The 26,298-nt window shown below is 43.8% G+C and carries 21 protein-coding genes and 1 pseudogene; 7 read left to right on the top strand and 15 right to left on the bottom strand.

Annotated features, from left to right (window positions below; all coding sequences use genetic code 11):
* Nucleotides 1-69: 69 nt before the first annotated feature.
* The 4 genes from RO21_RS06915 to cysZ all read right to left on the bottom strand — a co-directional run bounded on the left by RO21_RS06915 (nucleotide 70) and on the right by cysZ (nucleotide 2,881).
* Entirely contained in the window at nucleotides 70-690 is a 621-nt protein-coding gene (locus tag RO21_RS06915; RefSeq protein ID WP_047977071.1) for a YqiJ family protein, read from the bottom strand.
* A gap of 9 nt (nucleotides 691-699) precedes the next feature.
* Nucleotides 700-1,371 carry a PspA/IM30 family protein gene (locus tag RO21_RS06910; protein WP_047977070.1) on the bottom strand — a complete coding sequence of 224 codons (672 nt, stop codon included), beginning with the start codon at nucleotides 1,369-1,371 and terminating at the stop codon, nucleotides 700-702.
* Nucleotides 1,368-1,856, bottom strand: a complete 489-nt coding sequence (locus tag RO21_RS06905) for a hypothetical protein (protein ID WP_206539769.1) — start codon at nucleotides 1,854-1,856, stop codon at nucleotides 1,368-1,370. Before RO21_RS06905 ends, RO21_RS06910 begins: the two co-directional genes overlap by 4 nt.
* Nucleotides 1,857-2,035: 179 nt before the next feature.
* A complete protein-coding gene (gene cysZ, locus RO21_RS06900; RefSeq protein WP_047977068.1) occupies nucleotides 2,036-2,881 on the bottom strand; it encodes a sulfate transporter CysZ in 846 nt (281 codons plus the stop codon).
* Between the two features lie 113 nt (nucleotides 2,882-2,994).
* Here cysZ and zipA point away from each other — a divergent pair, with 113 nt between their 5' ends.
* The 3 genes from zipA to RO21_RS06885 all read left to right on the top strand — a co-directional run bounded on the left by zipA (nucleotide 2,995) and on the right by RO21_RS06885 (nucleotide 6,432).
* A complete protein-coding gene (gene zipA, locus RO21_RS06895) occupies nucleotides 2,995-3,849 on the top strand; it encodes a cell division protein ZipA (RefSeq protein ID WP_047977067.1) in 855 nt (284 codons plus the stop codon).
* 62 nt (nucleotides 3,850-3,911) lie between these two features.
* Nucleotides 3,912-5,933, top strand: a complete 2,022-nt coding sequence (gene ligA, locus RO21_RS06890; protein WP_420911990.1) for an NAD-dependent DNA ligase LigA — start codon at nucleotides 3,912-3,914, stop codon at nucleotides 5,931-5,933.
* The gene (locus tag RO21_RS06885) at nucleotides 5,926-6,432 is read left to right on the top strand and encodes a DUF2301 domain-containing membrane protein (protein ID WP_047977065.1); all 507 of its coding nucleotides are present in this window, start codon (nucleotides 5,926-5,928) and stop codon (nucleotides 6,430-6,432) included. The genes ligA and RO21_RS06885 overlap by 8 nt, the downstream gene beginning before the upstream one ends.
* A 33-nt stretch (nucleotides 6,433-6,465) precedes the next feature.
* On the opposite strand, the gene RO21_RS13445 is transcribed toward RO21_RS06885, so the two are convergent.
* From RO21_RS13445 to lexA, 4 genes are all read right to left on the bottom strand, one after another.
* Nucleotides 6,466-6,627, bottom strand: a complete 162-nt coding sequence (locus RO21_RS13445; protein WP_241482444.1) for a hypothetical protein — start codon at nucleotides 6,625-6,627, stop codon at nucleotides 6,466-6,468.
* Nucleotides 6,628-7,483: 856 nt separating this feature from the next.
* Nucleotides 7,484-9,298, bottom strand: coding sequence for an ATP-dependent DNA helicase RecQ (gene recQ, locus RO21_RS06880; protein ID WP_047977064.1), 1,815 nt, complete (start codon nucleotides 9,296-9,298; stop codon nucleotides 7,484-7,486).
* The gene (gene cyaY, locus RO21_RS06875; RefSeq protein WP_047977063.1) at nucleotides 9,298-9,606 is read right to left on the bottom strand and encodes an iron donor protein CyaY; all 309 of its coding nucleotides are present in this window, start codon (nucleotides 9,604-9,606) and stop codon (nucleotides 9,298-9,300) included. The genes recQ and cyaY overlap by 1 nt, the downstream gene beginning before the upstream one ends.
* A 193-nt stretch (nucleotides 9,607-9,799) precedes the next feature.
* Nucleotides 9,800-10,429, bottom strand: a complete 630-nt coding sequence (gene lexA / locus RO21_RS06870) for a transcriptional repressor LexA (RefSeq protein WP_047977062.1) — start codon at nucleotides 10,427-10,429, stop codon at nucleotides 9,800-9,802.
* A gap of 145 nt (nucleotides 10,430-10,574) precedes the next feature.
* On the opposite strand from lexA, the gene plsB reads away from it, so the two are divergent.
* Entirely contained in the window at nucleotides 10,575-13,049 is a 2,475-nt protein-coding gene (plsB, locus tag RO21_RS06865) for a glycerol-3-phosphate 1-O-acyltransferase PlsB (RefSeq protein WP_047977061.1), read from the top strand.
* A 52-nt stretch (nucleotides 13,050-13,101) separates the two neighbouring features.
* Here the strand turns inward: plsB and RO21_RS06860 are convergent, their stop codons facing one another.
* Nucleotides 13,102-13,662 carry a YtfJ family protein gene (locus RO21_RS06860; protein WP_047977060.1) on the bottom strand — a complete coding sequence of 187 codons (561 nt, stop codon included), beginning with the start codon at nucleotides 13,660-13,662 and terminating at the stop codon, nucleotides 13,102-13,104.
* Nucleotides 13,663-13,901: 239 nt separating this feature from the next.
* Here RO21_RS06860 and yajC point away from each other — a divergent pair, with 239 nt between their 5' ends.
* Genes yajC through secF form a run of 3 tightly spaced genes read left to right on the top strand, consistent with a single transcriptional unit; the run spans nucleotide 13,902 to nucleotide 17,047 of the window.
* Complete coding sequence (yajC, locus tag RO21_RS06855; protein WP_047977059.1) at nucleotides 13,902-14,195, top strand: preprotein translocase subunit YajC; 294 nt, start codon at nucleotides 13,902-13,904, stop codon at nucleotides 14,193-14,195.
* Between the two features lie 28 nt (nucleotides 14,196-14,223).
* Nucleotides 14,224-16,068, top strand: a complete 1,845-nt coding sequence (gene secD / locus RO21_RS06850) for a protein translocase subunit SecD (protein WP_084724267.1) — start codon at nucleotides 14,224-14,226, stop codon at nucleotides 16,066-16,068.
* A gap of 10 nt (nucleotides 16,069-16,078) precedes the next feature.
* Nucleotides 16,079-17,047, top strand: coding sequence for a protein translocase subunit SecF (secF, locus tag RO21_RS06845; RefSeq protein ID WP_047977057.1), 969 nt, complete (start codon nucleotides 16,079-16,081; stop codon nucleotides 17,045-17,047).
* 475 nt (nucleotides 17,048-17,522) lie between these two features.
* On the opposite strand, the pseudogene RO21_RS06840 reads toward secF, so the two are convergent.
* From RO21_RS06840 to RO21_RS06815, 6 genes and pseudogenes are all read right to left on the bottom strand, one after another.
* A pseudogene (locus RO21_RS06840) lies at nucleotides 17,523-18,175 on the bottom strand (IS1595 family transposase).
* Nucleotides 18,176-18,296: 121 nt separating this feature from the next.
* Entirely contained in the window at nucleotides 18,297-20,168 is a 1,872-nt protein-coding gene (locus RO21_RS06835; RefSeq protein WP_047977055.1) for a calcium-binding protein, read from the bottom strand.
* Nucleotides 20,169-20,363: 195 nt separating this feature from the next.
* Nucleotides 20,364-22,244 carry a molecular chaperone HtpG gene (htpG, locus tag RO21_RS06830; protein WP_047977054.1) on the bottom strand — a complete coding sequence of 627 codons (1,881 nt, stop codon included), beginning with the start codon at nucleotides 22,242-22,244 and terminating at the stop codon, nucleotides 20,364-20,366.
* Nucleotides 22,245-22,446: 202 nt separating this feature from the next.
* Nucleotides 22,447-22,773 carry a Grx4 family monothiol glutaredoxin gene (gene grxD / locus RO21_RS06825; RefSeq protein ID WP_047977053.1) on the bottom strand — a complete coding sequence of 109 codons (327 nt, stop codon included), beginning with the start codon at nucleotides 22,771-22,773 and terminating at the stop codon, nucleotides 22,447-22,449.
* Between the two features lie 212 nt (nucleotides 22,774-22,985).
* Complete coding sequence (ettA, locus tag RO21_RS06820; RefSeq protein WP_047977052.1) at nucleotides 22,986-24,656, bottom strand: energy-dependent translational throttle protein EttA; 1,671 nt, start codon at nucleotides 24,654-24,656, stop codon at nucleotides 22,986-22,988.
* 150 nt (nucleotides 24,657-24,806) lie between these two features.
* Entirely contained in the window at nucleotides 24,807-26,204 is a 1,398-nt protein-coding gene (locus RO21_RS06815) for a DASS family sodium-coupled anion symporter (RefSeq protein ID WP_047977051.1), read from the bottom strand.
* Nucleotides 26,205-26,298 lie beyond the last annotated feature (94 nt).

The following is a 26,298-nucleotide window of genomic DNA, read 5'->3' as shown; positions in this document are numbered from 1 at the left end:
TTGTTTTGCTTGTACTGACTTAAACGACTTCTTCTCATAGGGATTATTCTAACCTGAAATTAGATTTCCCTAGTTATCTAGTACAGCCCCTAAAATAGAGTCGCCTTGCGTCAGCTCACCGTCATCATCGGGTTCAACCAAAATATAGTGCTGTTGCTGATATTTATCTTTCACCCTTGCCTGTGCCGGCGAACCTGATGTTGCCGTACCGAGTACAACCGTTGCGACTGCTCCGATTAAACTATCCACATCGATAGCGGTTGTCTCATCTTTTGGCATTATGCGGTATAAACCACCTGCGCTCCAGCGAACAAGCGGTAGGCAAAGCCCCCAACTTAACAGCGCTGCCAGCCACATATTCAGATACCCCCCAAATAGCGCATAAATCAACGCTTGTAGGCTATACCCAACAATACCGAATAAGGCAAAAAAGAGTACCATTAGCATCAATAAAGGCAGTTTGCCGATATAAAGCCAGCTTAAAAAGCGAATAAATAATCCGGCATCTGCCGTATCCAAAGCAACATCGGGGTGGATATGATCCGCTAAACTATCCGGCAGTAGATTATCCAACCAATCGTTGCTCCCACCTAATAAAAGGCTGATTACTTCCAATATCCCCAACAGCAACATTACCATTATTGCAATGCCGAAAATTTGGGTTTGCGGTACAAAAATAAGTTCCCACATAGGCACTTCCTAAATCATATCGGCGGCTTTTAACTGTGCCAAGCGTGCTTTTATTTGTTGGCTTCGGTTTAATTCTTCCAACTCTTTTAATTTGGCTAACTGTGCCGTATCACTCGGATTTAGTCCCATACCTGTTTGACGCTTTAAAATGCGTTCAAACGCATTATGGCTTCGCTCGGTCTCACGGTTGATTTGATTGAGCTTATTTGCAGATATTGCTTCGTGTGTAACCGCTTGTTTCTGGCTCTGCTTCCATTCTTGGATAGCATTTTGCATTTCTCGGCGTTTGGCTTGTAACGCAACAATAAAACGCTCTAGCTCCTTTTCTTGAGTTGCACAATCACTTAGACTATTTTCCAAGATCGGCAAACGTGCTTCGATATCCATTTGCTCTGCAATGCCTGTTTCGGCTAAATCATCTCGCCCTGCCTTTAATGTCGTCTGAATGGTGTCCGCCAAGAGCGTATGGCGGTTATTTTCATCCAGCAGTTTTTTTGTTGTGAGGTGCTTTTGTACCAAGACTTTACCCAACTCGCTACGCACACTCTCAATCGCCTGTTCAACTTCTCGGATATTCTCATTCATTACCGCTTCCGGTGCGAGATTTTCCGCCGCATCTATCACGGCGTGAAACCCACCGCTGATTAAACGCCCGACCCGCCGTGCTAATGTTTCGCTCATAATGCCTCCTGTTTTTGCTGGGTGTCAGTAATAATATGTGCCAATTTCAATGTATTCTCTAATTGGTTAAGCACCTTATCGTCATAAGCCGAACCTTTGCCAATCACTGCCAACTGCAAGATACTGTCCATTAAACGTACAATTCGCCACATTATCTCTTGTTCGTATTGCTTCAAGCCGTCTAGTGTGATGTTATCGTCCAGATTGACAGCCAATGTTGCCGTTAAATCCGGCAATAATTCAAACAAACGGGCTAAAATATGTGAATGTACGCCAAGCCGTTTCTCCGCTTGTAATACATCGTGCTTCGCATTTTGCAAAAATTGCTCCGCCTGCTTTAATGCCGATTGATAATTTTGCGGCTGAGTATAGGCAAGCCGTGCCTGCGTTAATAACTCACGGATTTTCTCTGATGGGGTATGTGCACCCTCTAACTGTAAACCCGCAATAAAATTCGCATCGTCTTGGCTAATTCGGACGCTCACAGGGATTCGATTAGTTGCCATAATTATTTGAACTTATTTGTCATTTTTTGTATTCATTTGTATGCAATATAATAGATTGAACAAAAAAACGCAAACTATTTTGTGTAAAAAACGACTGATGTCTGTATTCAAGTAAATAAAAAGGCTTTCAATCTTGAAAGCCTTTAAACCCTAAAAAATTATCGTTCCACCAACTGATTTCCGCTCGGTTTTTTGTTACTGATGATTAAAGTTGAACCGGAAGATCCGCCACCAAACTCATCTGACGATTCTCCAAGGAAAAAACGGCGATATTCTTTCACCCACATTGCCGTTGCACCGCATACGGCAACGGGCATTACCACTAGATTGACAAAGGGCAACATTGTAAACAGGCTGACCAACGCCCCAAACGTAAAATTCATCACACGTTGCTGGGCAAGGGCATTGCGCATACGGGCAAAACTGATTTTATGATTATCGAAAGGATAATCGCAATACTGGATCGCCAATAGCCAAGCACCAAAAATAAAGGTTAAAACCGGCACAATACTTTGCCCGACCACCGGCATAAATCCCAATAAAAATAGGGCAATTAAGCGAGGAAAGCTATACCACATTTTTTGCCATTCCCGTTTTAGCATTCTCGGTACATCTTTAAGTAGCTCGCCAAACCCGGTGTCTGTCAGCGTTTCCCCCGTTAGTTGCTGCTCGACTTTTTCTGCGAGCAACGCATTAAAAGGGGCGGCAATGAAATTGGCAAGGGTGGTAAATGCAAAGTAAAACGCAACCAAAATCATTAAGAAAATCAATGGGATTAAAATCACGCTTAACCATTCCAACCACGACGGCAGCAGGCTGTCGAGCAAACCACCGATATGGGCAAAAAAGAGCCAAATCAGCCCGATCATTAACACAGCGTTGATCGCAATCGGGAACACGACAAAAGGCATTAGTTTGCGTTGCAAAATCAATCGCCAGCCGTAGATAAAATAGTGAAAGCCGGCACTGGCTTGGCTTTCAGGGGTAGCAAACGGAGAAGACATCAATCAAACCTTAAAAATTAAAATTTTCAACGGAAATATGGTAAGCTATGCGAGACTTTTTCGCAAAGTGCGAAAGTGTAAATTTCATTATTATTTCAGCTAAAGAGGGCAAAATGGACAATCATATTCTTTTCTTTATTTTAGCAGGATTGCTGATTGCGATTTTAATCGGCTACAGCCTTTGGTCTGCACGCCGTGAAAAATCTCGGGTATTTTCCAACACCTTCTCTACTCGACCGCCTTCAACCCCGATCAGCCATAGCTCGCAAACGGATATTCCGGCAAGCCTTCAGCCGCAAAATGGTGCTTTTCAAGCAACCTATCCGAACGACCAAGCCATTGCCGAACAGCAGGTGCAGCAGCAAGTCGAGCAAGATGTCAAAAATATTAAAATCCGTTTATCCGATGCGCAAGCGCCCGTACAAACGCCGTTTTCTGCAACACCCGAGCCGAAAATGCACTACGCCGAACCAGCATACAGTGAACCGGTCGTTGCCGAACCGACTCCGAATATTGAGCAGCCGTTAAACGCCGAGCCAGCCCCTGCCGCTCAACCGATTGAAAACGGCTTGATTACGCTCTATGTGGTGGCTCAAGACGGTCAGCCGCCATTCTATGGCGAGAACATCGTGCAGCAGTTGGAAGCACTTGGTTTCCAATACGGTCAATACCAAATTTTCCACCGCCATTTAGACAACGCCAACAGCCCTGTGCTTTTTAGCGTTGCCAATATGATGCAGCCGGGCATTTTCGATCTGGACAAAATCAGCCAATTCAGCACGGTCGGCTTGGTTTTCTTTATGCAGTTACCGTCCGGTAGCGGCAATGATTTAGTCAATTTACGCTCAATGATCCGTTCCGTTGAAACCTTTGCCCGTGCAATGAACGGTATCGTACTCACCGATCAACACCAACTGTTTGACGATAATGCCCGCCAGCAGTATTTATTAAGGGTATCACAGCAGTAATTTGCAACGTTTTAACCTAATCTGACCGCTTGCAAGCGGTCTTTTTTATCGAGAAAATGACAATGTCAGTCCAAATTGAAATCGAACAATTACGCAAAACACTCCGCAGCTACGAACATCATTATCACGTTTTGGATAACCCGCTCGTGCCGGATGCCGAATATGATCGTTTAATGAACCAGCTCAAAAGTCTTGAATGGCAGCACCCCGAGTTGATCACACCAGATTCCCCAACCCAGCGGGTCGGCGGCAAAATTTTAGACGGTTTCGCTGAAGTAACCCACGAAATCCCAATGCTCTCGTTAGACAATGCTTTTTCCGATGATGATTTGGAGGGCTTTTTACGCCGTATTGAAGATCGTCAATCCGTCAATGCCGATGATCTGGCTTTCTGCTGCGAACCGAAACTGGACGGCTTAGCCGTGAGCATTTTATATGAGAACGGGCTTCTAACCCGTGCGGCAACCCGTGGGGACGGCACAACGGGCGAAGACGTTACCGCCAATATCCGCACCATTCGCAACGTGCCGCTCAAATTGCATACCGACACACCGCCAGCCCGTTTAGAAGTGCGGGGCGAAGTTTTTATGCGTCAAAAAGGCTTTGAACAACTTAACGAAAACGCCCTACAAAAAGGGGAAAAAACCTTTGCCAATCCTCGCAACGCAGCGGCAGGCTCACTCCGACAGCTTGACCCGAAAATTACCCGCCAACGCCCATTAGTGCTGAATGCGTACGGCATCGGCATTTATGAAAGCGAGCAACCGCTGCCAGACACCCATTTTGCCCGCCTAGAATGGCTGGCAGATCTTGGTATTCCGATCAATCCGGAAATTCGGTTAGCCAAAGGCAAAGCTGCGCTGTTGCAATTCTACCACGATATTCAGGCAAAACGTAGCCAATTAGGTTACGACATTGACGGCACCGTGCTAAAAATCAACGACATTGCATTACAGGAAAAACTTGGTTTCGTTTCCCGTGCCCCCCGTTGGGCGATCGCCTACAAATTCCCTGCTCAAGAAGAGATGACCTTGCTCAAAGATGTGGAATTTCAGGTCGGCAGAACCGGGGCGATCACACCGGTTGCCAAGCTAGAGCCGGTATTTGTCGCCGGTGTAACCGTCAGTAACGCAACACTTCACAACGGCGATGAAATCGAACGGCTCGGCATTGCGATCGGAGATACGGTTATTATCCGCCGTGCCGGCGATGTAATTCCGCAAGTCGTCGGCGTGGTAGCAGAACGCCGCCCAAGTAATGCAAAAAAAATCCATTTTCCGACCGCTTGTCCGGTCTGCCAATCGGCAATTAGACGGGTAGAAGGCGAAGCCGTTGCCCGTTGTACCGGCGGGCTGTTTTGCGCGGCACAACGCAAAGAGGCGTTAAAGCATTTTGTGTCCCGTAAAGCAATGGATATTGACGGCGTAGGTGAAAAACTGATCGAGCAACTGATGACCCGTGAGCTAGTGCATACTCCTGCCGATCTGTTCAAGCTCGATCAGACAACCTTAATGCGTTTAGACAGAATGGGGGAAAAATCCGCTCACAATGCGTTACAGAGCATCGAAAAAGCAAAAAACACCACTCTCGCCCGCTTCTTGTTTGCCTTAGGTATCCGTGATGTCGGCGAAACGACTGCGCAAAATCTCGCCAACCATTTCGGCACATTAGAAGCCATTCGCCAAGCAGATCTTGATAGCTTACAGCAGGTGCAAGATGTCGGCGAAGTGGTGGCGAACCGTATCTTCCAATTCTGGCAAGAACCGCACAACGTTGAAGTTGTTACGGATCTGATCAATCAAGGGGTACAATGGCAAACGGTGGTGAAACAAGAGATTGCGGATAATCCGTTAAAAGATAAAACTGTTGTGCTAACCGGCACGCTCACACAGCTAACACGGGATCAAGCCAAAGCTATTTTGCAAGGGCTGGGGTGCAAAGTATCGGGCAGCGTTTCTAGCAAAACGGATTTTCTGATTGCCGGCGAAAAAGCAGGTTCAAAATTAGCTAAAGCGGAAGAATTAGGGGTTAAGGTGCTGACCGAGCAACAATTTATCTCTCTCACAGGGCAAGATAATGGCTGATCCGCATATTCAATCCCCAATGGATCTCTGGGATATTCTCACGGTGATCCTGTATCGTAGTGGCTTAACCGTCGCACTGGCAATGTTATTTTGGCTCAAATACACCCCTGAAATTGCCCAATTAGGTTTTTTGGTGAGCGGCGTGATGCTGGCTTCTTCACTGCATCTTTACCTTAAATCCTTCCGGTTGTTATTCCAATTTGTAATGTGGGGCGGTTTACTGTGCCACATTTTCGGCTTACCCGAAGTGGCACTCGGTGCGGCTTTCTTAGTGATCGGCGGGCTATGCTATAAAGAGTATTTCTGCTTTCGCATCACGGGCTTAAATTTTCAACCGCTCATCTTTGCGTTGTTATGGGTGTCATTGATAACGCAAGCCGACCTCTTTATCGATCTTTTTCGCATTACCGCATTCATTTTACTCGCCATTTTGACCTTTAAAAAATGGCGAATGCCGCTGCATTTTGATATTGGCGATAAAGGGAAATATCAAATTTAGGTAGCTGGAACAAAAATTTAGTAATGATTATTTTTAGTAATTTCCATCAACTCTTTTATTTAAAATCCCTTGAAAAAATAATTCCTTACATTCTCTTATTAAGCCACTATTTGGACGTAATATATCTTTGCTGCTTTGAACAACCTTTCTATCCTTACTGTCTTTTTTATTTAATTTAAGAGATTTCTCATACATAAGATATACCCATATAACGTTTTAGACTTGCATAGGTACTTCAATATGACGATATTTACAGGGTAAATAACCAAACTCATTCAATTTCTCCTAGCCCTCATTTAAAAATTATTAATGCTTTATTTTCCAATAATGAATTGTAAATAACATTCACTGTTTGAACGTATTCTTAGTGTTTGTATCATTGTTTTCAATTCTCTCCTACATAAGATTGATGCTTTTCCTTATTTCTTAATGCTCTCATTATGATGGGAGCTAAATAAAATTGACACATTTAAGTTAGCGGAGCCATCAAACCTTTCACGTCTGCTATCAAAAGTCATTGATTGCTTTCTTGTAGTAAACATCCTTTTTGATTTTTTTGCCATTTGATAATAAATCACGTTTGTTGAGAAACTGTCAATAAATACGATTACACCAAAATCATAATGAAAAAAGTGGTATGAATAATTCAGCTTAATTATTGATTTTAAGGGGAATTTAATAAAGCTTTAGGAGCTTTCTAAATATCGACGAATTGTTTGAGGTGTACAATAATATTTATTAGCTAATAGCTTATGTATTTGTTTTCCGACTAAATAATCAGCTCCAATGTCGGAAGTATTTCATTTTTTAAAAGGTAAGTGTTTTATTACAATGAAAGCATTTATAGCACTGAAGATTATTTTGAATACCATACTACTGTATTGACAAATATCGGTAAAAGTACGTTTTTGTCTCATTTTAAAAATAGAGCTTAAAATCCTATTACTATAAAACTTTAATACACTTTTTACCAACTATTTTCCCTATATGTAAATATCTATTTTGTGCATTTGGCTACATATGCCGAAAATGCGCTACAACCGACCGCTTGTTACTGCCGAGCTCGTTGATGTTCTTGAATTAGGGATAAAAATGCACCGCCGAACCGTTCCAATTTACGCTCGCCGACCCCATTAATGTCCAGCATTTCCGCTGCCGTTGTCGGCAAAAATTCAGCCATTTCCTGCAAGGTCGCATCGTTAAATACCACATAAGGCGGAATATTCTCTTTATCGGCAATCTGCTTACGCAGAAAACGCAGGCGGGCAAACAGATCTTTATCGTAACGTTTTGCCGATTGCTGTTTTTGTAGATAGGCTGTACCGGACAGAGCAAGGCGTGGCTGGGCAAGTTCAAGGACAATTTCCGAACGTAACACGGGACGTGCTTTTTCCGTTAATTGTAAGGCGGAATAATTAACAATATTTTGGTTAATTAAGCCGAGATGAATGAGCTGACGGATCACACTGATCCAATATTCCGCCGATTTTTCGTTGCCGATACCGTAAACAGAGAGTTGATCGTGCTGTAATTCACGGATTTTTTGGTGATTTAATCCGCGTAATACCGCAACAATATGGTGTAGCCCAAATCGCTGTCCGGTGCGGTAAATCACCGACATCACTTTTTGCGCATCAATTAAGCCGTCATATTTTTTCGGTGGGTTTAAGCAAATATCGCAGTTTTCACACGGTTTTTGGCGAGATTCGCCGAAATAGTTGAGTAAAACCAAGCGTCTGCAAGTTTGAGATTCGGCAAAAGCGCCGATCGCCTGTAATTTATGTTGCTCAATTTGGCGTTGCTCCGTTTCGGGCTTTTCAAGTAAAACCTTATGCAGCCAGCCGTAATCGCTCGGATCGTAAAAAAGCACCGCCTCGGACGGTAGATCGTCCCGTCCCGCTCGCCCTGTTTCTTGATAATAGGCTTCAATACTGCGGGGTAAATCAAAATGTACCACGAAACGCACGTTCGACTTGTTGATCCCCATTCCAAAAGCCACGGTGGCAACCACAATTTGAATATTATCTCGTTGGAACGCATTTTGGACGGTCTCTCGCTGTCCAACCGTCATTCCGGCGTGATAACCCATCACGGCAAAGCGGCGTGTTGCAAGTTTTTCGCTGATCTCTTCTACTTTTTTACGGCTATTGCAATAGATAATACCGCTCTTGCCCTGTTGGCTTTGGAGAAATTTAATCAGCTGCTCCATCGGCTTAAATTTTTCCTGAATGGTGTAGCGAATGTTAGGGCGATCAAAACTGCCCAAGTAACAATGGGGATTTTGCAACTGTAAATGTTGGATAATATCCGCCCTTGTGGTCGGATCCGCCGTCGCTGTTAGTGCCACAAGCGGTATGTTGGGAAAGGTTTTTCGCAAACCGCCCAGCAGTGTATATTCAGGGCGGAAATCGTGGCCCCATTGTGAAACGCAGTGGGCTTCATCGACCGCAATTAAACTAATATGGCAGTGAGACACCAACTGAAAAAAGCTATGGGTCATTACTTTTTCAGGCGAGAGATAAAGCAGCTTCAACTGACCTGAAATCGCTCTCTGTTCAATCCGTTGCTGTTCTTCAAGGCTTTGGCTGGAATTGAGGTAACCCGCTTCGACACCATTGGCAAGCAGTTGATCTACCTGATCTTTCATCAACGAAATCAACGGCGAAATTACCAAGGTCAGCCCCGGCAAGCAAAGTGCAGGCACTTGATAACAGAGGGATTTTCCGCCCCCTGTTGTCATAATCACCAAGCAATCTTGACCTGCTAGCACAGCATCAATCACTTCCGATTGACCTTGCCTGAAAGATTGGTAGCCAAAAACGTTTTGCAGTACCGCTTTGGGATCAAGTAATGCGGAAAACGCCATTAGCTAAAGGAAACCGTTTCCCCGTGGCGTGCCATTGCCTCTTCTAAATGTTGCCAAAAAGAGCAGTTTTCCGCCGAAAGCCATTCACCGTCCCGATAGGCAAAATGGAAACCGCCGAGTTTACTCGCCAGCCATAACTCAAGCATTGCTTCTTGCTTGTTGATCACAATTTGCGAATCATCGTCAAAGGTGAGTGTCATCACCGCCCCTTGCACTTCGCAATCGACATCACACCCCTGTCTATCCAATTCTTCCTCAATCCGCTCCCACACACTTTCGATTGCTTGATGAAATTCTGCTATGTTCATATTTGCCCTGTTATTCCTAGTAAAAAAGAAACCGCTATTTTGGGGCTTTCTACGACGGTTTTCAATCGGGATTTGTAAAAAATAAATGATAATTGACCGCTTGCGATAAGAAATACCTATTATAGCGGCGAAATAACATTTCAAGCAGTCATTTTTAGAGTGCTTTCTGACAAATTAGAAATCGCTTTCAGGGCTACATCCAAGCGTTACTACGGATCACACCTACCGCAATGCCTTCAATCTCAATAAAAGAGACTTCCGGATCGACAACAATAGTGCTTAGCTCGTCATTTTCAGGGTGCAGATAGACCAAGCCGCCTTTTTTCTCTAACCGTTTGACCGTTACTTCATCATCTACACGAGCCACGACCACTTGTCCATTACGGGCGACGTTAGTTTTATGCACAGCGAGCAAATCGCCGTCTAAAATGCCGATATTTTCCATTGAATTGCCGTTTACTCTCAGTAAATAATCGGCAGCCGGATTAAACATTTCCCCTTTAACCGGATAGTGATCTTCAATATGCTCTATCGCCTCAATCGGCGTACCGGCGGCAACTCTGCCGATTAACGGCAAGCCTTCGTCATCATTAGCGGCATCGGTATCGACTAAAATCCGTATGCCTCGAGAAGTGCCGGAAAGCATTTCAATATAGCCTTTGCGGGCAAGTGCCTTGAGGTGTTCCTCGGCGGCATTTGGGGATTTAAAACCGATTTCACGCGCAATTTCAACCCGTGTCGGCGGCATTCCGGTCGTTTCAATATGATGTTTGACAAGATCGAAAATCTCTTGCTGACGTGCTGTCAGGTGCTGACGAGCCATAATTACCTCACTGTCTTTATATACAGAAATTTTTGGTATTATATACAGTAAAAACGCATTTGTAACTAACAAATTGGGATTTATTCCATAAATTTATGCTAAAATCGGCAAATTCAACCATAATTATTCAAAAAGGATTTCTAAAATGTCCACCTTGTTGAATATCTACCGTAAAGCGTTAAATTTACCGCTTTCGTTGTTAGTCAAATCACGGGCAATCCCAACCGATCCGATTGAGGAATTGGGGCTAAAACGGGAGCAGCCGATAGTCTATGTGCTGCCCTATACCTCGCAGACGGATTTACTTATTCTGCAAAAAAATTGCTTGGCTCAGGGTTTACCCGATCCCCTTGAACATAATGAAATTCAGGGGCAAAGCCTGCCACGTTTTGTCTTTTTGGACGAAGGTCGCCGCTTTTTTAAATCCAAAGGGGTAAAAAGCGAAACGGAATCGATTTTTTACCGTTATCTCGATCTTAACCGCCTTGATGACCAGTTGGATATTCAAGTTGTGCCTGTGTCGGTGTTATGGGGTAGAGCGCCGGGGAAAGAGAAAGGGTTACCGGTGTTACGTTTGTTAGGGCTGTTTCAACGTGTCATCACAATGATTTGGTTCGGGCGAGATAATTTCGTCCGCTTCTCACAAGCGGTCTCTTTACGCTATATGGTTGCAAAATACGGTGCGGATAAAGGTATCGCCCAAAAATTAGCCCGTGTGGCAAAAATGCACTTTGCCAAGCAGCGTTATTCTGCAACCGGTCCTCGTCTGCCGGATCGTCAAGCAATGTTCAATAAATTATTACAATCACCGGAGATTTTAGCTGCAATTGAGGACGAGGCACAAAAACCAAAAAGCTCGCCGGAAAAAGCCCGCAAAGCCGCAGAAAAAATCCTAGATGAAATTGCCGCTAATGTGCGCCACGAGAGCTTGCGTACCGCCGACCGAGTGCTGAGCTGGCTCTGGAATAAACTCTATCAGGGCATCAATGTACAATATGCCGAACGGGTGCGTAAATTAGCGCTGGAGGGACACGAGCTGGTCTATGTGCCGTGCCACCGTAGCCATATGGACTATTTGTTATTGTCTTACATTTTATATCATCAAGGCTTAGTGCCACCACACATTGCGGCGGGCATTAACCTGAATTTCTGGCCTGCCGGCCCGATTTTTAGAAGTTGGGGTGCGTTTTTCCTACGCCGAACCTTTAAAGGCAATCGCTTATACTCCACCATTTTCCGTGAATATTTGGCGGAATTGTTTTACCGTGGCTATTCGGTGGAATATTTTATCGAGGGCGGACGTTCACGCACCGGCCGTTTGCTCGAACCGAAAACCGGAATGATGTCGATGACCCTCCAAGCCTTGCAGCGTGGGCTGAAACGCCCGATTAGCATTGTGCCGGTCTATATCGGCTATGAACACGTTTTAGAGGTGGACACCTACGCCAAAGAGCTACGGGGGGCAGAAAAGGAGAAAGAGAATGCTGGCTTAGTGTTGCGGGTGATTAAAAAATTGCGTAACTTAGGGCAAGGCTATGTGAATTTCGGTGAACCCATTTCGCTTAACCACTACCTCAATCAGCATTTTCCGGAATGGAAAGAGGCGGAAAGTGATAATGCCCGTCCAAAATGGTTGAACGGTGCGGTTGAATCCATTGCCAAACAGGTGATGATCCATATCAATAATGCAGCGGCGGTAAATGCGAAAAATCTTATCGGCTCGGTGCTACTGGCTTCCCGCCAACGCTCGCTGACACGAGAGCAGTTGTTAGAACAGGTGGAAAGCTATCTTCAACTCTTTCGGAATGTGCCTTATACGGCGGACATTACGCTGCCGAACGACAGTGCCGAAACAATGCTGGATCACGTCATTCAACTCCCACGTTCCGGCGTGATCTCGGAAAAAGATAACTTCGGCGAGATTATTCGATTGGAACGCCATTCGGCAGTGTTGATGACTTACTATCGCAATAATATTCAGCACCTCTTTGTCTTGCCGTCTTTGGTGGCAAATATTGTGCTGCATCACGAAGCAGTGTCAAAAGATTTGATCTTACAAAGCGTACAACGCATTTACCCGTTCTTGAAAGCCGAGCTATTTATGCATTTTGAAGCCGAACAAGTGCGTACGCATATTGAGGCGATTTTAGTCGAATTCTGCCGTCAAAATCTGATTAAAAACGAGAGCGGAATGTTCGTCATCAATCGCCAACGGATCAGAACATTACAACTTCACGCCGCCAGTGTGAAAGAGTTGTTGCAACGTTACTATATCAGCTTGAGTATCTTAATGGAGCAACCGCAGATTGAGCGCAACGCGTTGGAAAAAGAGAGTCGTTCTATCGCTCAACGCCTTTCCGTATTACACGGCATTAACGCCCCTGAATTTTTCGATAAGGCACTCTTTTCGACGTTCAGTACCAGCTTAAAAGCACAGGGTTATTTTGATGAGCAGGGCAATGCTGTTGTGGAAAAAATTCAAGCAACTGAGGATCTGTTGCGTGGGCTGATTTCCCTCGATGTTCAGCATACAATTCAGGGTGCAATGGCAAAATTGGACGAAAATGAAAAAGCGGAAGACGAAAAGCCCGATACCACTGACGACAAGCGGTCGGATTAGCGGGATTTTTTGTTAATTATCACGGGCGGTGAGTTTTCAACGCCCGCATTTTTTAATTGTTGAGCAACTGTTTGACTAGCTCAATAACCTGCTTGGTTTGATCGGCAGACAGTTTCCCCTCAGCAACAAATTGCACCTTGCCTTGCTTATCCAATACGGCGATAAAACTCTCTTTCGCTTTGAGCTGCCACGCCTTTTTTACTTGGCTGCTTTGGTCGAGAATGACTTGCGAATGTGGATTTTGGCGTTTACCGTCTTCCGCACTGTTTTTCACAAATAAACCGGTGGCGATAACCGCATCGTCAGCGTTGATAATGGTGGTGGTTTGGTAGTGATTACGGTTAAAACCCGCGGCTTTAATTGCCGCCATCAAAGGTTGGTTTTTCTCTTTCACACTGCTTCTGCCGGCAAGATGATGCACCACCCGCACTTTGCCTCTCAATTGAGCGGACGACCACGGCTTATAGATAATTTCTTTATCCTCAATCATCAATTCACCGTCTTTGATTACCTTTGCACTCGGTAAGGGCGCATTGAGTTGCACATTGTGGGCAAACACGCTGTTTGCAAAAAAGAGACCGAAAAGCACCGCTTGTACGGAAAAATTTTTCATTTTTTATCCTTTATGGTTGAATTTAAGTATAAACGTAACAATATGTGTCATTCTATATGCAAAATGCTTGCCGAACAGAGCGGATCTGTGATTGTTATCAATTTCTGCTCGTTAAACGAGGGATTTTGTGCTATTTTATTGCTCGTTTTTCTGTTTAGAAACGGTAATTTTATTTGATGTTATCCTTTGTAGGATAATGTTAAAAGAATGTAATAACTTATTGATTTTAGGAGCTTTATATGCAACAAGGCAGCGGAATGGAAATGATCTTTATTTTGGTTGTTTTCGGTTTGATTTTCTATTTTATGATCTATCGCCCGCAGGCAAAACGCCAAAAACAACAACGTGAGTTACTTGCCAGCCTCTCAAAAGGTGATGAAGTGCTGACAAGCGGTGGTTTAATCGGCAAAATTAGCAAAGTCGCCGCAGACAATGACAATATCGTTATTGCATTAAACGATACGACCGAAGTAACAATCAAACGTGATTTCGTTGTGGCAGTGTTACCAAAAGGTTCACTCAAATCTCTTTAATTCTTTCCGTTAAGACAGGGGACTTATTGTGTTAAACCGTTTCCCGCTTTGGAAGAACCTAATGGTGATCTTCGTGATCGCCATTGGTGCTTTATACGCCCTTCCAAATTTATATGGTGAAGATCCTTCCGTGCAAATTTCAGGCACACGAGGACAACAAGCGTCCGCAGATACGCTCACCCAAGTTCAATCTGCACTCAAGACGTTAAATATTACGCCGAAAGCTGCCAGCCTTGAAAACGGCTCGATTTTAGTTCGTTTGGAAAAAGACGAGCAGCAACTGCCGGCAAAAGAAAAAATTGCCGAAGTATTAGGCGACGGCTATTCCGTAGCACTCAATCTTGCGCCGGCAACACCACAATGGCTGACCTCAATCGGCGGCGAGCCGATGAAACGAGGCTTAGACTTGCGAGGCGGGGTACGCTTCCTAATGGAAGTGGATATGAACACCGCAATGCAAAAGCAGCAAGAACAGCTACAAGATACGTTACGCAACAATTTCCGCAAAGAGAAGCTGCAATATAAAGCGATCCGTAAAAGCGAAAATCACAGCACGGAAATTGAATTTGCCGATGCGCAAACCGCCGAAAAAGCGGTGCGTTACGTTCGCCGCAATCACACCACCCTAGAAGCTGCCTTTATTGAACCTGCCTTAGTACGCTTCTCACCGTCTGTACAAGGCTTATCGGAATCCCGTGATATTGCGATTGAACAGAACTTATCCATTTTACGTAAGCGTGTTGAAGAATTAGGCGTTTCCGAACCGATTATTCAACGTCAAGGAGCTGATCGAATCGTAGTCGAACTACCGGGGGTGCAAGATACCGCCCGTGCGAAAGAAATTCTCGGTGCAACGGCAACCTTAGAATTCCGTCTAGTCAATACCAATGCGAATGCCGAGCAGGCAAGCCGTGGGATTGTGCCGACAGATTCCGAGTTAAAATCGGATCGTAGCGGCTATCCGGTCGTACTCTTCCGTAAGGCAGTATTGGGCGGCGAACATATTATCAATGCCACCTCCGGTACGGACGAACGGGGATTACCGCAAGTCAGCATCACCCTTGACGCTGCCGGCGGCGATTTAATGGCAAATGCAACTAAAAGTGCAGTCGGCAAACCAATGGCAACCTTATACAGCGAATTTAAAGATTCCGGTCGCCGAGATGCCAACGGCAAAGTTATTCTCGAAAAACACGAAGAAGTAATCAATGTGGCGACGATCAACTCCCGTTTGGGTAGCCATTTCCAAATCACCGGCATTAACAGCCCGGCGGAAGCGCAAAACCTCGCCGTGTTGCTCCGTTCCGGTGCGTTGATTGCGCCTATCGTCATCGTGGAAGAACGTACTATCGGCGCATCATTAGGTGCAGATAATATTACACAGGGAATGGAAGCCGGCTTACTCGGCTTAGGTTTAACTATTCTCTTCTGCTTGGTCTATTATCGTGTATTCGGTCTATTCGCCAGCACCGCCCTGATTGCGAACCTGATTTTAACCGTTGGGTTGATGTCTTTGACTGGTGCAACGCTCACAATGCCGGGGATTGCCGGTATCGTATTAGCGGTGGGAATGTCGATTGATGCCAACGTACTGATCTACGAACGGATTAAGGAAGAATTACGCAACAGGCGTTCAATCCAACAGGCGATTCACGAAGGTTATAACGGCGCATTTTCCAGTATTTTCGACTCGAACCTCACGACCGTATTGGTCTCCTTGATTTTATACGCCGTCGGGACAGGGCCGGTAAAAGGCTTTGCCATTACCCTTGCGTTAGGGGTTATCGTCTCAATGTTCACCGCCATTACCGGCACACGTATGCTAGTAAACTGGGTCTATGGCGGTAAGCGCGTGAAAAAACTTTGGATTTAAGGACAATCAAATGGATACAAAAACCCAAAAAGATGTGGAGATCAAACTCCCTTACCGTTTGCTGCCTTTTATGCGCTATCGCAAATTTGGTTATATTTCCTCCATTTTAATCACAATTTTTTGCCTGTTTACCATTTTCACCAAAGGCTTTAACTGGGGATTGGATTTTACCGGCGGAACGGTGATCGAAACTAACTTCTCCCAGCCTGCCGATTTGGGTAAAGTGCGTGAATTATTGGAAGAAAACGGCTACCCAAGTGCAACGGTGCAAACCTTTGGCAGCCAAAAAGACGTAATGATTCGCCTGCCGGCTTCCGCAGGGGATATGAATGTCGGTACAACGGTGATGAACCTGATTCACCAAAAATTGGACGCCAACGCCAATATTCAAAGTATTGAATTTGTCGGACCAAATGTCGGGGAAGAGCTGACTCAAGGGGCGATTTATGCCACGTTAGCCACGTTAGCAATGTTGCTGATCTATGTCGGGCTACGTTTTGAATGGCGCTTGGCGGCAGGGGCAGTTATTGCGTTATTCCACGATGTGATCGTAACTATCGGGGTCTTTTCATTACTGCAAATTGAAATTGACCTCACCTTCGTGGCAGCCATTCTCTCGGTGGTCGGCTACTCACTGAATGACAGTATCGTGGTGTTTGACCGTGTGCGTGAAAACTTCCCGAAAGTGCGCCGTGCCGAATCTGCTGAGATTGTGGACATTTCATTAAGCCAAACCCTCTCCCGAACCTTGATGACCTCTATCACAACATTGGTGGTCGTAATTGCACTCTATGTGTTAGGCGGTCCAACCCTGCACAGCTTCTCGCTGGCATTGTTGATCGGGATCGGTTTCGGTACTTACTCCACCATCTACATTGCGGTCGGAATTGCGTTAGACCTTGGTTTGAAACGTGAACATATGAGCCAACCAGTTGTCGAAAAAGAAGGCGCAGATCAACAATCATTAGTTGATTACTGATCTCTCCAATGACAGTCATATAGGAGTAATAGTGATGAAAGCGGTTTAAAGCCCTATAGTAAAGGCTTTAAGCCCTATTTTTAAACAAAATGAAATCCTATCGACATTGGGGTTAATTATTCAGTCGAAAAAACACATCCGTCGTTAGCTAATAAATATCATTACGCACCTCAAACAATCGTCGATATTTAGAAAATCCTCTAATCTTTGTTAAATTCTCTTCAAAATCAATAATTAAACTTAATTAATTATTCATACCACTTTTTTCAATCGTGATTTTGGTGTAATGGTATTTATTGCTTCCTATCAGTAAATGTGATTTATCATTAAATGGTAAAAAACAAAAAGAACATTTACTACAGGCATACGAAGATAATTGAAAGGTTTGATTACCCCACCAACTCATATGTGTCAATTTCTTTAGACTCAATCATAATGAGAGCATTAATAAATTTAGGGCTGAAGTAGATTAGCCCTAAATTTCACGCCATTTTCGCAAAGTTCTGAGTTGTATTTTAGGTATCCCAACATTAAACCGAAACTCATATTCCTTCAAAAGCAAAGGAAAGTTTTTTTGGTTTATTCCATTATATTTTCGAGGAGATCGCTTTGTTTGACTCCAAAAATTTTCAATTCCATTAATGTGATTTTCTCGTTCTGCAAATATCTCTGAATGATTAATTCGCTCGTGATGAAATTCACTCACATCAAGAGCATCATAACTGCGATAATTGTCGGTATAAGCCCAGCTATCAGTCTTAATTTTCCTTTTTATAACAGGGAGTACCGTTTCGCTCTTAGTGTTTTCAACGACAATGGTAAACACTTTTCTTTGTCGTTTTAATATGCCATAAACTACGACTTTTCTTGCCGCTCTTCGTCCCCTTTTTCCTTTGCGATAACCACCAAAATAGCTTTCATCTAGCTCAATTTTTCCCTCAAAAATATCATCTGCTTTAAGGGATAAATGGTAGCTGATGGCTTGACGAATTTTATGGTAAAACAAAATCGCCGAGTTAGGTTGAATACCGAGAATATTTGCAGCTGAACGGGACGTCACTTCTAGTGCAAAAAATCCAAGGAGCTTTTCTGTAAAGATTTCTTTAATTTACAATGGATTATCTTCATTTTTATAGGCTAACATAATTTCTAATCTACTTCAGCCCCAATAAAAATGGGTTAAAGTTTATCCTAAGAAGAACTTTAACCCATTATAGAGTTGCCTATAAGGCGAACTATTTAATTATACTTAAATGATTCCAACATTCCCATGCAAGTCGTAAAGAGAGATATCTTCTAAAATTACATTTACATTGTCCTTAGAAATATGTACATCTTTACCAATTTTTCGTGCTGCCTGATACACTGAATTTGAGGATTCAAATAAACTTTTTGAAAATAATAGGCTATCCATATCTCCGGCATATTTATTAAAATCCTTGATTACAGTTCTACCTGTAGATTTTTCGTCAAAGCTGAAAATATCGTGTCCAATACCACCATATAAAACATTGTTGCCAGCACCACCGTAAAGGATGTCATTCCCTTCGGCACCGTATAGATAATCATCTCCATTCTTACCTATGAGGATATCATTCCCTTTCCCTCCGTGTAATAAACTACCCGGCTCAATTGCAGTAAGCATATCATTCCCATCTTTGCCGAATACAACAGCACCACTTAATTCATCCGATTTATCCGTTCCTTCTATATGACTCTTATAATGAATATCTTTGTTTTTATGTTTAATCAGATAACGATGATCAAATAATCCCCACTCTGTTATATCATAAGGTTTGGCATTACTGCGTGGATCTCGGTCAAAAGTAACTTTTTCAATATTTGAAGCTTCCTTTAAACCAAGATACTTTGAATTAAAGTAGAGTGTTTTATCTTCTAGGCGATAAACTTCCCATTGATTACTACGTCCAGATAGAATAAGGGTATCAATCCCAGCTCCTCCATCAACAACATCAGCTCCTGCACCAACTTTTATTTTATCATTACCACCCTTAGCATCAATATAATCTCCTCCTTTGTTACCTTGTAATAAATTGTTATGTTCATTCCCAATGATAAACGCAGGATCGCCATAGCCCTTATGACCTACTTTCGTTTTATCTCTTACCCATACAAATAAACGGGGCAGAGCTGGTAAGGCATCAACAATAATCTTACTGTGCTTCTGAGTGTATTCATAAAATTTTGATTCGGAAATACGCTTAGTTGCGTCGGTAATCACACCACTAAAATGAGCCCCCCATCCTTGAGGAATATTTAAAACAGATAGTGCTTTAGGATGCCAAAATAAGGACGCATAGCTATAATTGAATAGGATGATATTATCTGAAGTGGAATTAAAATGTTTATCGGGATTAACTAACCAAGGTTTTAGCTCCTTTAACGCTTGAGAAAATGTCGGCGAATCACCTAAAATTCGGAAGACAGCATCATTTTCAAATCCCATATTAAAGATAACATCAGGATTATCGTAAATAAATGGAGAAGCATGTCCTATATAATCACTATTCTTGAAAAAACCTCCAGCCAGACTATCACTATATTTTGCCATAATATTCGTGAATGCTCCGCCGGAACTATAACCTGTAATGAGAACATCTTCACCGCTCAAACCATTTTGGATACCATATTGTTTTATAGCATTTAGCAGCGGTTCCATATTAGGTGCAATTTTTCCTGAGTTGAGATGGAAATAATCGGCTACATCTAATAAATCATTCGTCCCTGCCCAACCTAAAGCAATCTTAATCGGTTTTCCTTGCTCGTTAAACTCAGCAAAGATTTTTGACTGAGGTCCCATACCAGAAATTGGTCTATTGCCTGTTACCGTACTTGCAATCGTATAGTAACCCGAAATATCTTTACTACTATTCGGTAACCCTAATTCCGAAGGCATTAACTCACGCCATTTTGGCGGCGGAGCAATCTCAATTTTATTTGGAAACCAGTTGCCTGAAATGTTTCCTAATCCATTAAGCATTTTGGCTGCTGGTAAATAGAAGTATGAAGCAAATGTAGAGTAAACCGCTAATTTATGACTTACCGTCATTAATTCTGCTGACTCTTTCGCACCATATTTTTTATAGTCGAATACACCCATTTTTGACCCCTTAAGAGTAATGAAAAGAAATTGAGATATGCCTGTGAACTGCATCAGAAATATAGGGGCAATTATAAAAATATCCTATATTTATTCAATAAGTTTCCGTTACACTAAAAGTAAATAAAAGTAAACATAAAAAAAGTGGTCAGACCTTAATCATCTAACCACTCAGATAAGTACTATTGCTCTAATTTAGACGCTAAGCAGTCTATTCATCCGTTTAATAAACGCTGTTGGGTTTTCCAACGTGCCACGTTCGGCAAGTAGTGCTTGGTCGAACAGCAATTCGATCCAATCATTAAACTCGCTTTCATCGGCAATGTCGGCAATACGTTTAATCATTGCGTGCTCCGGATTTAGCTCAAAGGTGTATTTCACTTCCGGTGCGGTTTGCCCCATTGCAGCAAACAGTTTCGCCATTTGGGTAGTCATTTCATCATTATCCGTTGAAACGATTGCCGGCGTATCGGTCAAGCGGTGGGTTAATGCCACTTTTTTGACACGCTCTCCCAAATAATTTTGGGTACGCTCTAAGAATGAACCGAACTCCGCTTCCTGTGCTTTTTGCGCTTCCTCTTCCTGTTTGTCGGCGAGCTCACCTAAGTCCAAATCGGATTTGGTAATGCTTTGCAACGGTTTGCCGTCAAATTCGGTCAAGTGGCCGATCATCCATTCGTCAATACGATCGGAAAGCAGTAATACCTCAATGCCTTTTTTATTGAACAACTCTAAATGCGGACTGTTTTTGGCAGCGGTATAGCTATCGGCAGTGAGGAAGTAAATTGCCTTTTGTCCCTCTTTCATTCTTGCAAGATAATCGCTCAAACTCACCGCTTGCTCGTTGCTGTCAGAATGGGTGGAGGCAAAACGCAGTAAACCGGCGACTTGCGCTTTGTTGGCAAAATCTTCACCCACCCCTTCTTTCAGCACTAAACCGAACTCTTTCCAGAAGGTTTGATATTTTTCAGCATCATCTTTGGCTAATTTTTCCAACATTTGTAACGCACGTTTGGTTAGTGCCGAACGTAACGCTGCAGTGGTTTTGTTATCCTGTAAAATCTCACGGGAAACGTTGAGCGGTAAATCGTTCGAGTCAAGTAACCCACGCATAAAACGCAGGTAATTCGGCATAAACAGTTCGGCATCGTCCATAATAAAGACACGCTGAACGTAAAGTTTTAAGCCGTGTTTATGATCACGGTTGAACAAATCCCACGGGCCTTTGCTCGGCACATAAAGCAGGCTGGTGTATTCTTGCTTACCCTCTACTTTATTGTGCGACCACAAGAGCGGATCGGCAAAATCGTGGCTCAGATGTTTATAAAATTCTTTATATTCGTCATCGGAAATCTCATTTTTAGCCCGCGTCCAAAGCGCCTGCGCTTTATTGATTTTTTCCCATTTTGTACCGGTTTCCTTGCCTTCGTCATCATATTCTTTGGTTTGAATTTCAACCGGTAAGCCGATATGGTCGGAATATTTGCCGATAATCTCACGCAAACGCCATTCGCTTAAAAACTCTTTTTCCTCTTCTCTTAAATGCAAAATCACGTCCGTACCGCGTCCGGATTTCTCAATATCGGCAACGGTATAATCACCCTCACCGGCAGATTCCCACAATACGCCCTGACTTTCGCCTGCAGCACGGGTTTTAACCGTTACCTTATCGGCAACAATAAAAGAGGAGTAGAAACCTACCCCAAATTGCCCGATCAGTTGGCTGTCTTTCGCTTGGTCTGCACCCAACGCATTTAAAAATTCTTTCGTACCGGATTTGGCAATCGTCCCCAAATGATCGATGACTTGCTCACGGTTCATTCCAATCCCGTTGTCGCTGATGGTAAGCGTACCAAGGGTTTCATCGACCGAAATCCGCACACGCAATTCGCCGTCCCCTTCATATAACTCCGGTTGGGAAAGCGCTTTAAAACGTAATTTATCCGCCGCATCGGAAGCGTTAGAAATCAGTTCCCGCAAAAAAATCTCTTTGTTAGAGTAAAGCGAGTGAATCATTAACTGTAATAATTGTTTGACTTCGGACTGAAAGCCACGTGTTTCTTGATTTGTACTCATAATGTTCCTCTTAAAATTGCAAAAAAGAAGCGGGATCAGACCGCTTGTATAACGGGAAAAATATGGGGTGTTTATTGTTATTTTCAATCACACCACGTTTCTTTGACGATTTTATAAACATCGACACAATAGTTTGATATACGCTCACGACTTTCTCTGTCAAATAAAAAACGGCTCACTCAGAGCCGTTTTTTAAGAGCAATTACGCTGGATGTCTTTCCGCAACTTCTTTCAATAAGGCTTGTAGTTCGCCTTTTTGTGCCATTTCTAGCACGATGTCGCAGCCGCCGATTAACTCACCCTCTACCCATAATTGCGGGAAAGTCGGCCAGTTAGCATATTTCGGTAACTCGGCACGAATATCCGGATTAGTCAAAATATCCACATAGCCGAACGGCACTTGGCAGTTGATCACTGCTTCAACCGCACGAGCAGAAAAGCCGCAAGACGGGAATTTCGGCGAACCTTTCATATAAAGTAGAATCGGGTTTTCGCTGATCTGTTTTTTGATTTTCTCAATCGTTTCCATTTTTTACCTCGTTGTTAATCGAAAGGGTTAAACAAGCGGTCGGTTTTCCGTGTTTTTATGCAATGCACCCAACATAAATATCCAGTGGACGGCAAGCCTGTATCTGTCATAAATGACCGCCTGCATAGCGTCTTTAGCATATTTGATGATGTCAATCTATTGTAACATCACGATGCTGTTGCATATTTTTTGCCTATTCCGACCGCTTGCTGCTATTTAGCGATACGTTTATATTTCATTCGGTGCGGTTGCAGAGCTTCTGCGCCAAAGGTTTTCTTTTTCCACTCTTCGTAATCAGAGAAGTTGCCTTCGTAGAAAGTAACTTTGCCTTCATCGCCGTAATCTAAAATATGGGTGGCGATACGGTCTAAAAACCAGCGGTCGTGGGAAATCACCAATGCACAGCCCGGAAACTCTAAAATCGCATTTTCTAATGCCCGCAGTGTTTCAACGTCTAAATCATTGGTCGGTTCGTCCAATAACAACACGTTGCCGCCGACTTGGAGCAGCTTGGCTAGGTGTAAACGTCCCCGTTCACCGCCAGATAATTCGCCGACCCGTTTTTGTTGATCAACGCCTTTAAAGTTGAAACGCCCCACATAAGCACGGCTTGGGATTTCAAAGTTGCCGATACGCATAATATCTAATCCGCCCGACACTTCTTCCCACACAGTTTTGCTGTTATCCATTGCATCACGGAACTGATCGACCGATGCCATCACCACCGTTTCGCCCAGTGTGATCGAACCGGAGTCCGGTTTTTCCTGCCCTGATAGCATACGGAACAGCGTAGATTTACCCGCACCGTTCGCCCCGATAATGCCCACAATCGCCCCTTTCGGAATTGAGAATGAGAGATCGTCAATTAAGGTGCGATCGCCATAAGATTTGGTCAAATTCTGCACTTCAATCACTTTATCACCTAAGCGAGGGCCCGGCGGAATAAAGAGTTCGTTGGTTTCGTTACGTTTTTGATATTCGCCGGAATTAAGTTCTTCAAAGCGAGCCATACGCGCTTTGCTTTTTGCTTGGCGACCTTTCGGATTTTGGCGTACCCATTCCAACTCTTTCTCAATGGATTTTTGGCGGGCCGATTCCGCCGCTTGCTCTTGGGCAAGACGTTTTTCTTTCTGCTCCAACCAAGACGAGTAATTACCTTCCCACGGAATCCCTTCGCCACGGTCAAGCTCTAAAATCCAGCCGGCAACGTTATCCAAGAAATAGCGGTCGTGGGTAATGGCGACCACCGTACCTTCGTAATCGTGGAGGAAACGCTCCAGCCACGCCACCGATTCGGCATCTAAGTGGTTGGTCGGTTCGTCCAACAGCAGCATATCCGGTTTTTCCAGCAATAAGCGGCAAAGTGCTACACGGCGGCGTTCCCCGCCCGACAAATGCTCGATTTTTGCCTCCCAATCCGGCAAGCGTAACGCATCGGCAGCACGTTCTAGCTGATTATCTAAATTATGCCCGTCTTGCGCTTGAATAATTGCTTCCAGTTCTGCCTGCTCAGCGGCTAATTTATCGAAATCCGCATCGGGATCGGCATACGACGCATAGACTTCATCTAAACGGGTTAAGGCATTTTTCACCTCTGCCACCGCTTCTTCCACCGCCTCACGCACGGTTTGTTGCGGTTCGAGCTTCGGCTCTTGCGGTAAATAGCCGATTTTAATCCCCGGCTGCGGACGGGCTTCCCCTTCGATCTCTTTATCAATCCCCGCCATAATGCGTAGCAAAGTCGATTTACCCGCCCCGTTTAAGCCGAGTACCCCGATTTTCGCCCCCGGAAAAAAGCTCAGGGAAATATCTTTCAAAATATGCCGTTTCGGCGGCACAACCTTGCCAACACGGTGCATTGTATAAACAAATTGAGTGGACATTTGGATATTCCTTCTAACAAAAATTGGAGGCTATTTTACTTGAAATTATGGGGGAAATATAGAAACAAAATCGGTGCTATCATCAAAGAGGTGCAAGCGGTCGGTTTGCACACTTTTTCTGCAAACCGACCGCTTGTTTAAATCTTGAGATTATAACCAAAAGAAGTATGCAACGGTTGTAATCACAAAGATACACAAGATATTGAGCCAAAAACCGGCTTTGACCATTTCATTCTGTTTAACCTGCCCTGTGCCAAATACGATTGCATTCGGTGGGGTTGCGACCGGTAGCATAAAGGCACAAGATGCCCCTAAGCCGATGATCATTGCTAAACCGACCGTCGGCATTCCTAACGCTTCGGCAATTGAGATGAAAATCGGCACTAACAGTGCGGCACTGGCGGTATTTGAGGTAAACTCAGTGAGGAAGATGATGAAAGCAGCAACGATTAAACCAATTAGGTAGAAATGTCCTCCCTCAATCAGAAAGACGATACCGTCCGCCATCACTTTGCTTGCCCCTGTTTTGCCGAGTACGGCACTGAGGGTTAAGCCGCCACCAAACAGCATCAACACGCCCCATTCGGTATTTTTTTGAATTTCGTCCCAAGTTACCACTCTGGAAGCACAGAGTAAGATCGCTGCTAAAATCGCAATGATACTATCAAAACTGCCAATTTTTTTGACGCCGATTAGCTCGGATAACAGCGGGTTAATATGGCTGCTTGATACCCAAAGTAGCGCAATCAGTGCAAAAATGATAAGCGTGATGACACGGCTTTTGTTAAATTCGATTTTTTCAAAGTTAAATTCAAAGCGTTGGCTTAAATTCGGTTTAAACACAATGTACAGCACGCCGAACATTAACGGCATCAGCAGTATCATTATCGGTAAGCCGTAAGCAAACCATTCCACAAAGCTCATTCCCAAATTCGACATTACAATGCCGTTTGGCGGGCTACCGACCGGCGTTCCCATACCGCCGATACTGGCACTATAAGCGATGCCTAGCAGCACGAAAACATAGGTATTATGCTCTTTTTGCTGATCTAAATTACTCAATACCCCCATTGCCAGCGGCAACATCATTGCGGCGGTTGCCGTATTGCTGATCCACATTGAGAGAGCGGCGGTTACTGCCATTAAATAAACCACCGCCAAAGACAGACGCCCTCCCGCCATTCTTAAAATGGTATTGGCAATCATTTTATCCAATTTCTGAATATGCAGTGCAGTCGCTAAGGCAAAGCCGCCGAAAAAGAGGAAAATAATCGGGTCGGAGAAAGTGGCTAACGCCTGTTTCGATTCAATCAGCCCTAAACCTACGGCTAAAATCGGCACAAGCAATGCGGTGATCGTTACGTGAATGGCTTCCGTTAGCCATAAAACCGCCACAAACGCCAATAAAGCAAGCCCTTTATTTGCCAGCGGTTCAAACGGTAAAGTATTCAATAAGACAAAAAATAAAACCACATCAAACAGCAAAATTAAACTGCTTTTTAGGGTTTGATTATCTTTTACGGTGGATAATTGACTCGGTGTTGTCATAATCTGCTCCCACAATTTTATATCAAGAGTTGCACACTATCACAAAACCCTATTTTGCATAATAAGCAAAACCTAAAACTGTGAGAAGTATCAC

Origin of the sequence: Muribacter muris, assembly GCF_001038205.1 — a bacterium.
Classification (GTDB): domain Bacteria; phylum Pseudomonadota; class Gammaproteobacteria; order Enterobacterales; family Pasteurellaceae; genus Muribacter; species Muribacter muris.
Note: the sequence above shows the minus strand (reverse complement) of the source record. Positions and strands in the feature narration are given on the sequence as shown.

Excerpts from the sequence above, each read along its gene's own strand:
- RO21_RS06915 (WP_047977071.1), bottom strand. The coding sequence starts at position 690 with ATGTGGGAACTTATTTTTGTACCGCAAACCCAAATTTTCGGCATTGCA.
- RO21_RS06910 (WP_047977070.1), bottom strand. The coding sequence starts at position 1,371 with ATGAGCGAAACATTAGCACGGCGGGTCGGGCGTTTAATCAGCGGTGGG.
- cysZ (WP_047977068.1), bottom strand. The coding sequence starts at position 2,881 with ATGTCTTCTCCGTTTGCTACCCCTGAAAGCCAAGCCAGTGCCGGCTTT.
- zipA (WP_047977067.1), top strand. The coding sequence starts at position 2,995 with ATGGACAATCATATTCTTTTCTTTATTTTAGCAGGATTGCTGATTGCG.
- ligA (WP_420911990.1), top strand. The coding sequence starts at position 3,912 with ATGTCAGTCCAAATTGAAATCGAACAATTACGCAAAACACTCCGCAGC.
- RO21_RS06885 (WP_047977065.1), top strand. The coding sequence starts at position 5,926 with ATGGCTGATCCGCATATTCAATCCCCAATGGATCTCTGGGATATTCTC.
- RO21_RS13445 (WP_241482444.1), bottom strand. The coding sequence starts at position 6,627 with ATGTATGAGAAATCTCTTAAATTAAATAAAAAAGACAGTAAGGATAGA.
- recQ (WP_047977064.1), bottom strand. The coding sequence starts at position 9,298 with ATGGCGTTTTCCGCATTACTTGATCCCAAAGCGGTACTGCAAAACGTT.
- cyaY (WP_047977063.1), bottom strand. The coding sequence starts at position 9,606 with ATGAACATAGCAGAATTTCATCAAGCAATCGAAAGTGTGTGGGAGCGG.
- lexA (WP_047977062.1), bottom strand. The coding sequence starts at position 10,429 with ATGGCTCGTCAGCACCTGACAGCACGTCAGCAAGAGATTTTCGATCTT.
- plsB (WP_047977061.1), top strand. The coding sequence starts at position 10,575 with ATGTCCACCTTGTTGAATATCTACCGTAAAGCGTTAAATTTACCGCTT.
- RO21_RS06860 (WP_047977060.1), bottom strand. The coding sequence starts at position 13,662 with ATGAAAAATTTTTCCGTACAAGCGGTGCTTTTCGGTCTCTTTTTTGCA.
- yajC (WP_047977059.1), top strand. The coding sequence starts at position 13,902 with ATGCAACAAGGCAGCGGAATGGAAATGATCTTTATTTTGGTTGTTTTC.
- secF (WP_047977057.1), top strand. The coding sequence starts at position 16,079 with ATGGATACAAAAACCCAAAAAGATGTGGAGATCAAACTCCCTTACCGT.
- RO21_RS06835 (WP_047977055.1), bottom strand. The coding sequence starts at position 20,168 with ATGGGTGTATTCGACTATAAAAAATATGGTGCGAAAGAGTCAGCAGAA.
- htpG (WP_047977054.1), bottom strand. The coding sequence starts at position 22,244 with ATGAGTACAAATCAAGAAACACGTGGCTTTCAGTCCGAAGTCAAACAA.
- grxD (WP_047977053.1), bottom strand. The coding sequence starts at position 22,773 with ATGGAAACGATTGAGAAAATCAAAAAACAGATCAGCGAAAACCCGATT.
- ettA (WP_047977052.1), bottom strand. The coding sequence starts at position 24,656 with ATGTCCACTCAATTTGTTTATACAATGCACCGTGTTGGCAAGGTTGTG.
- RO21_RS06815 (WP_047977051.1), bottom strand. The coding sequence starts at position 26,204 with ATGACAACACCGAGTCAATTATCCACCGTAAAAGATAATCAAACCCTA.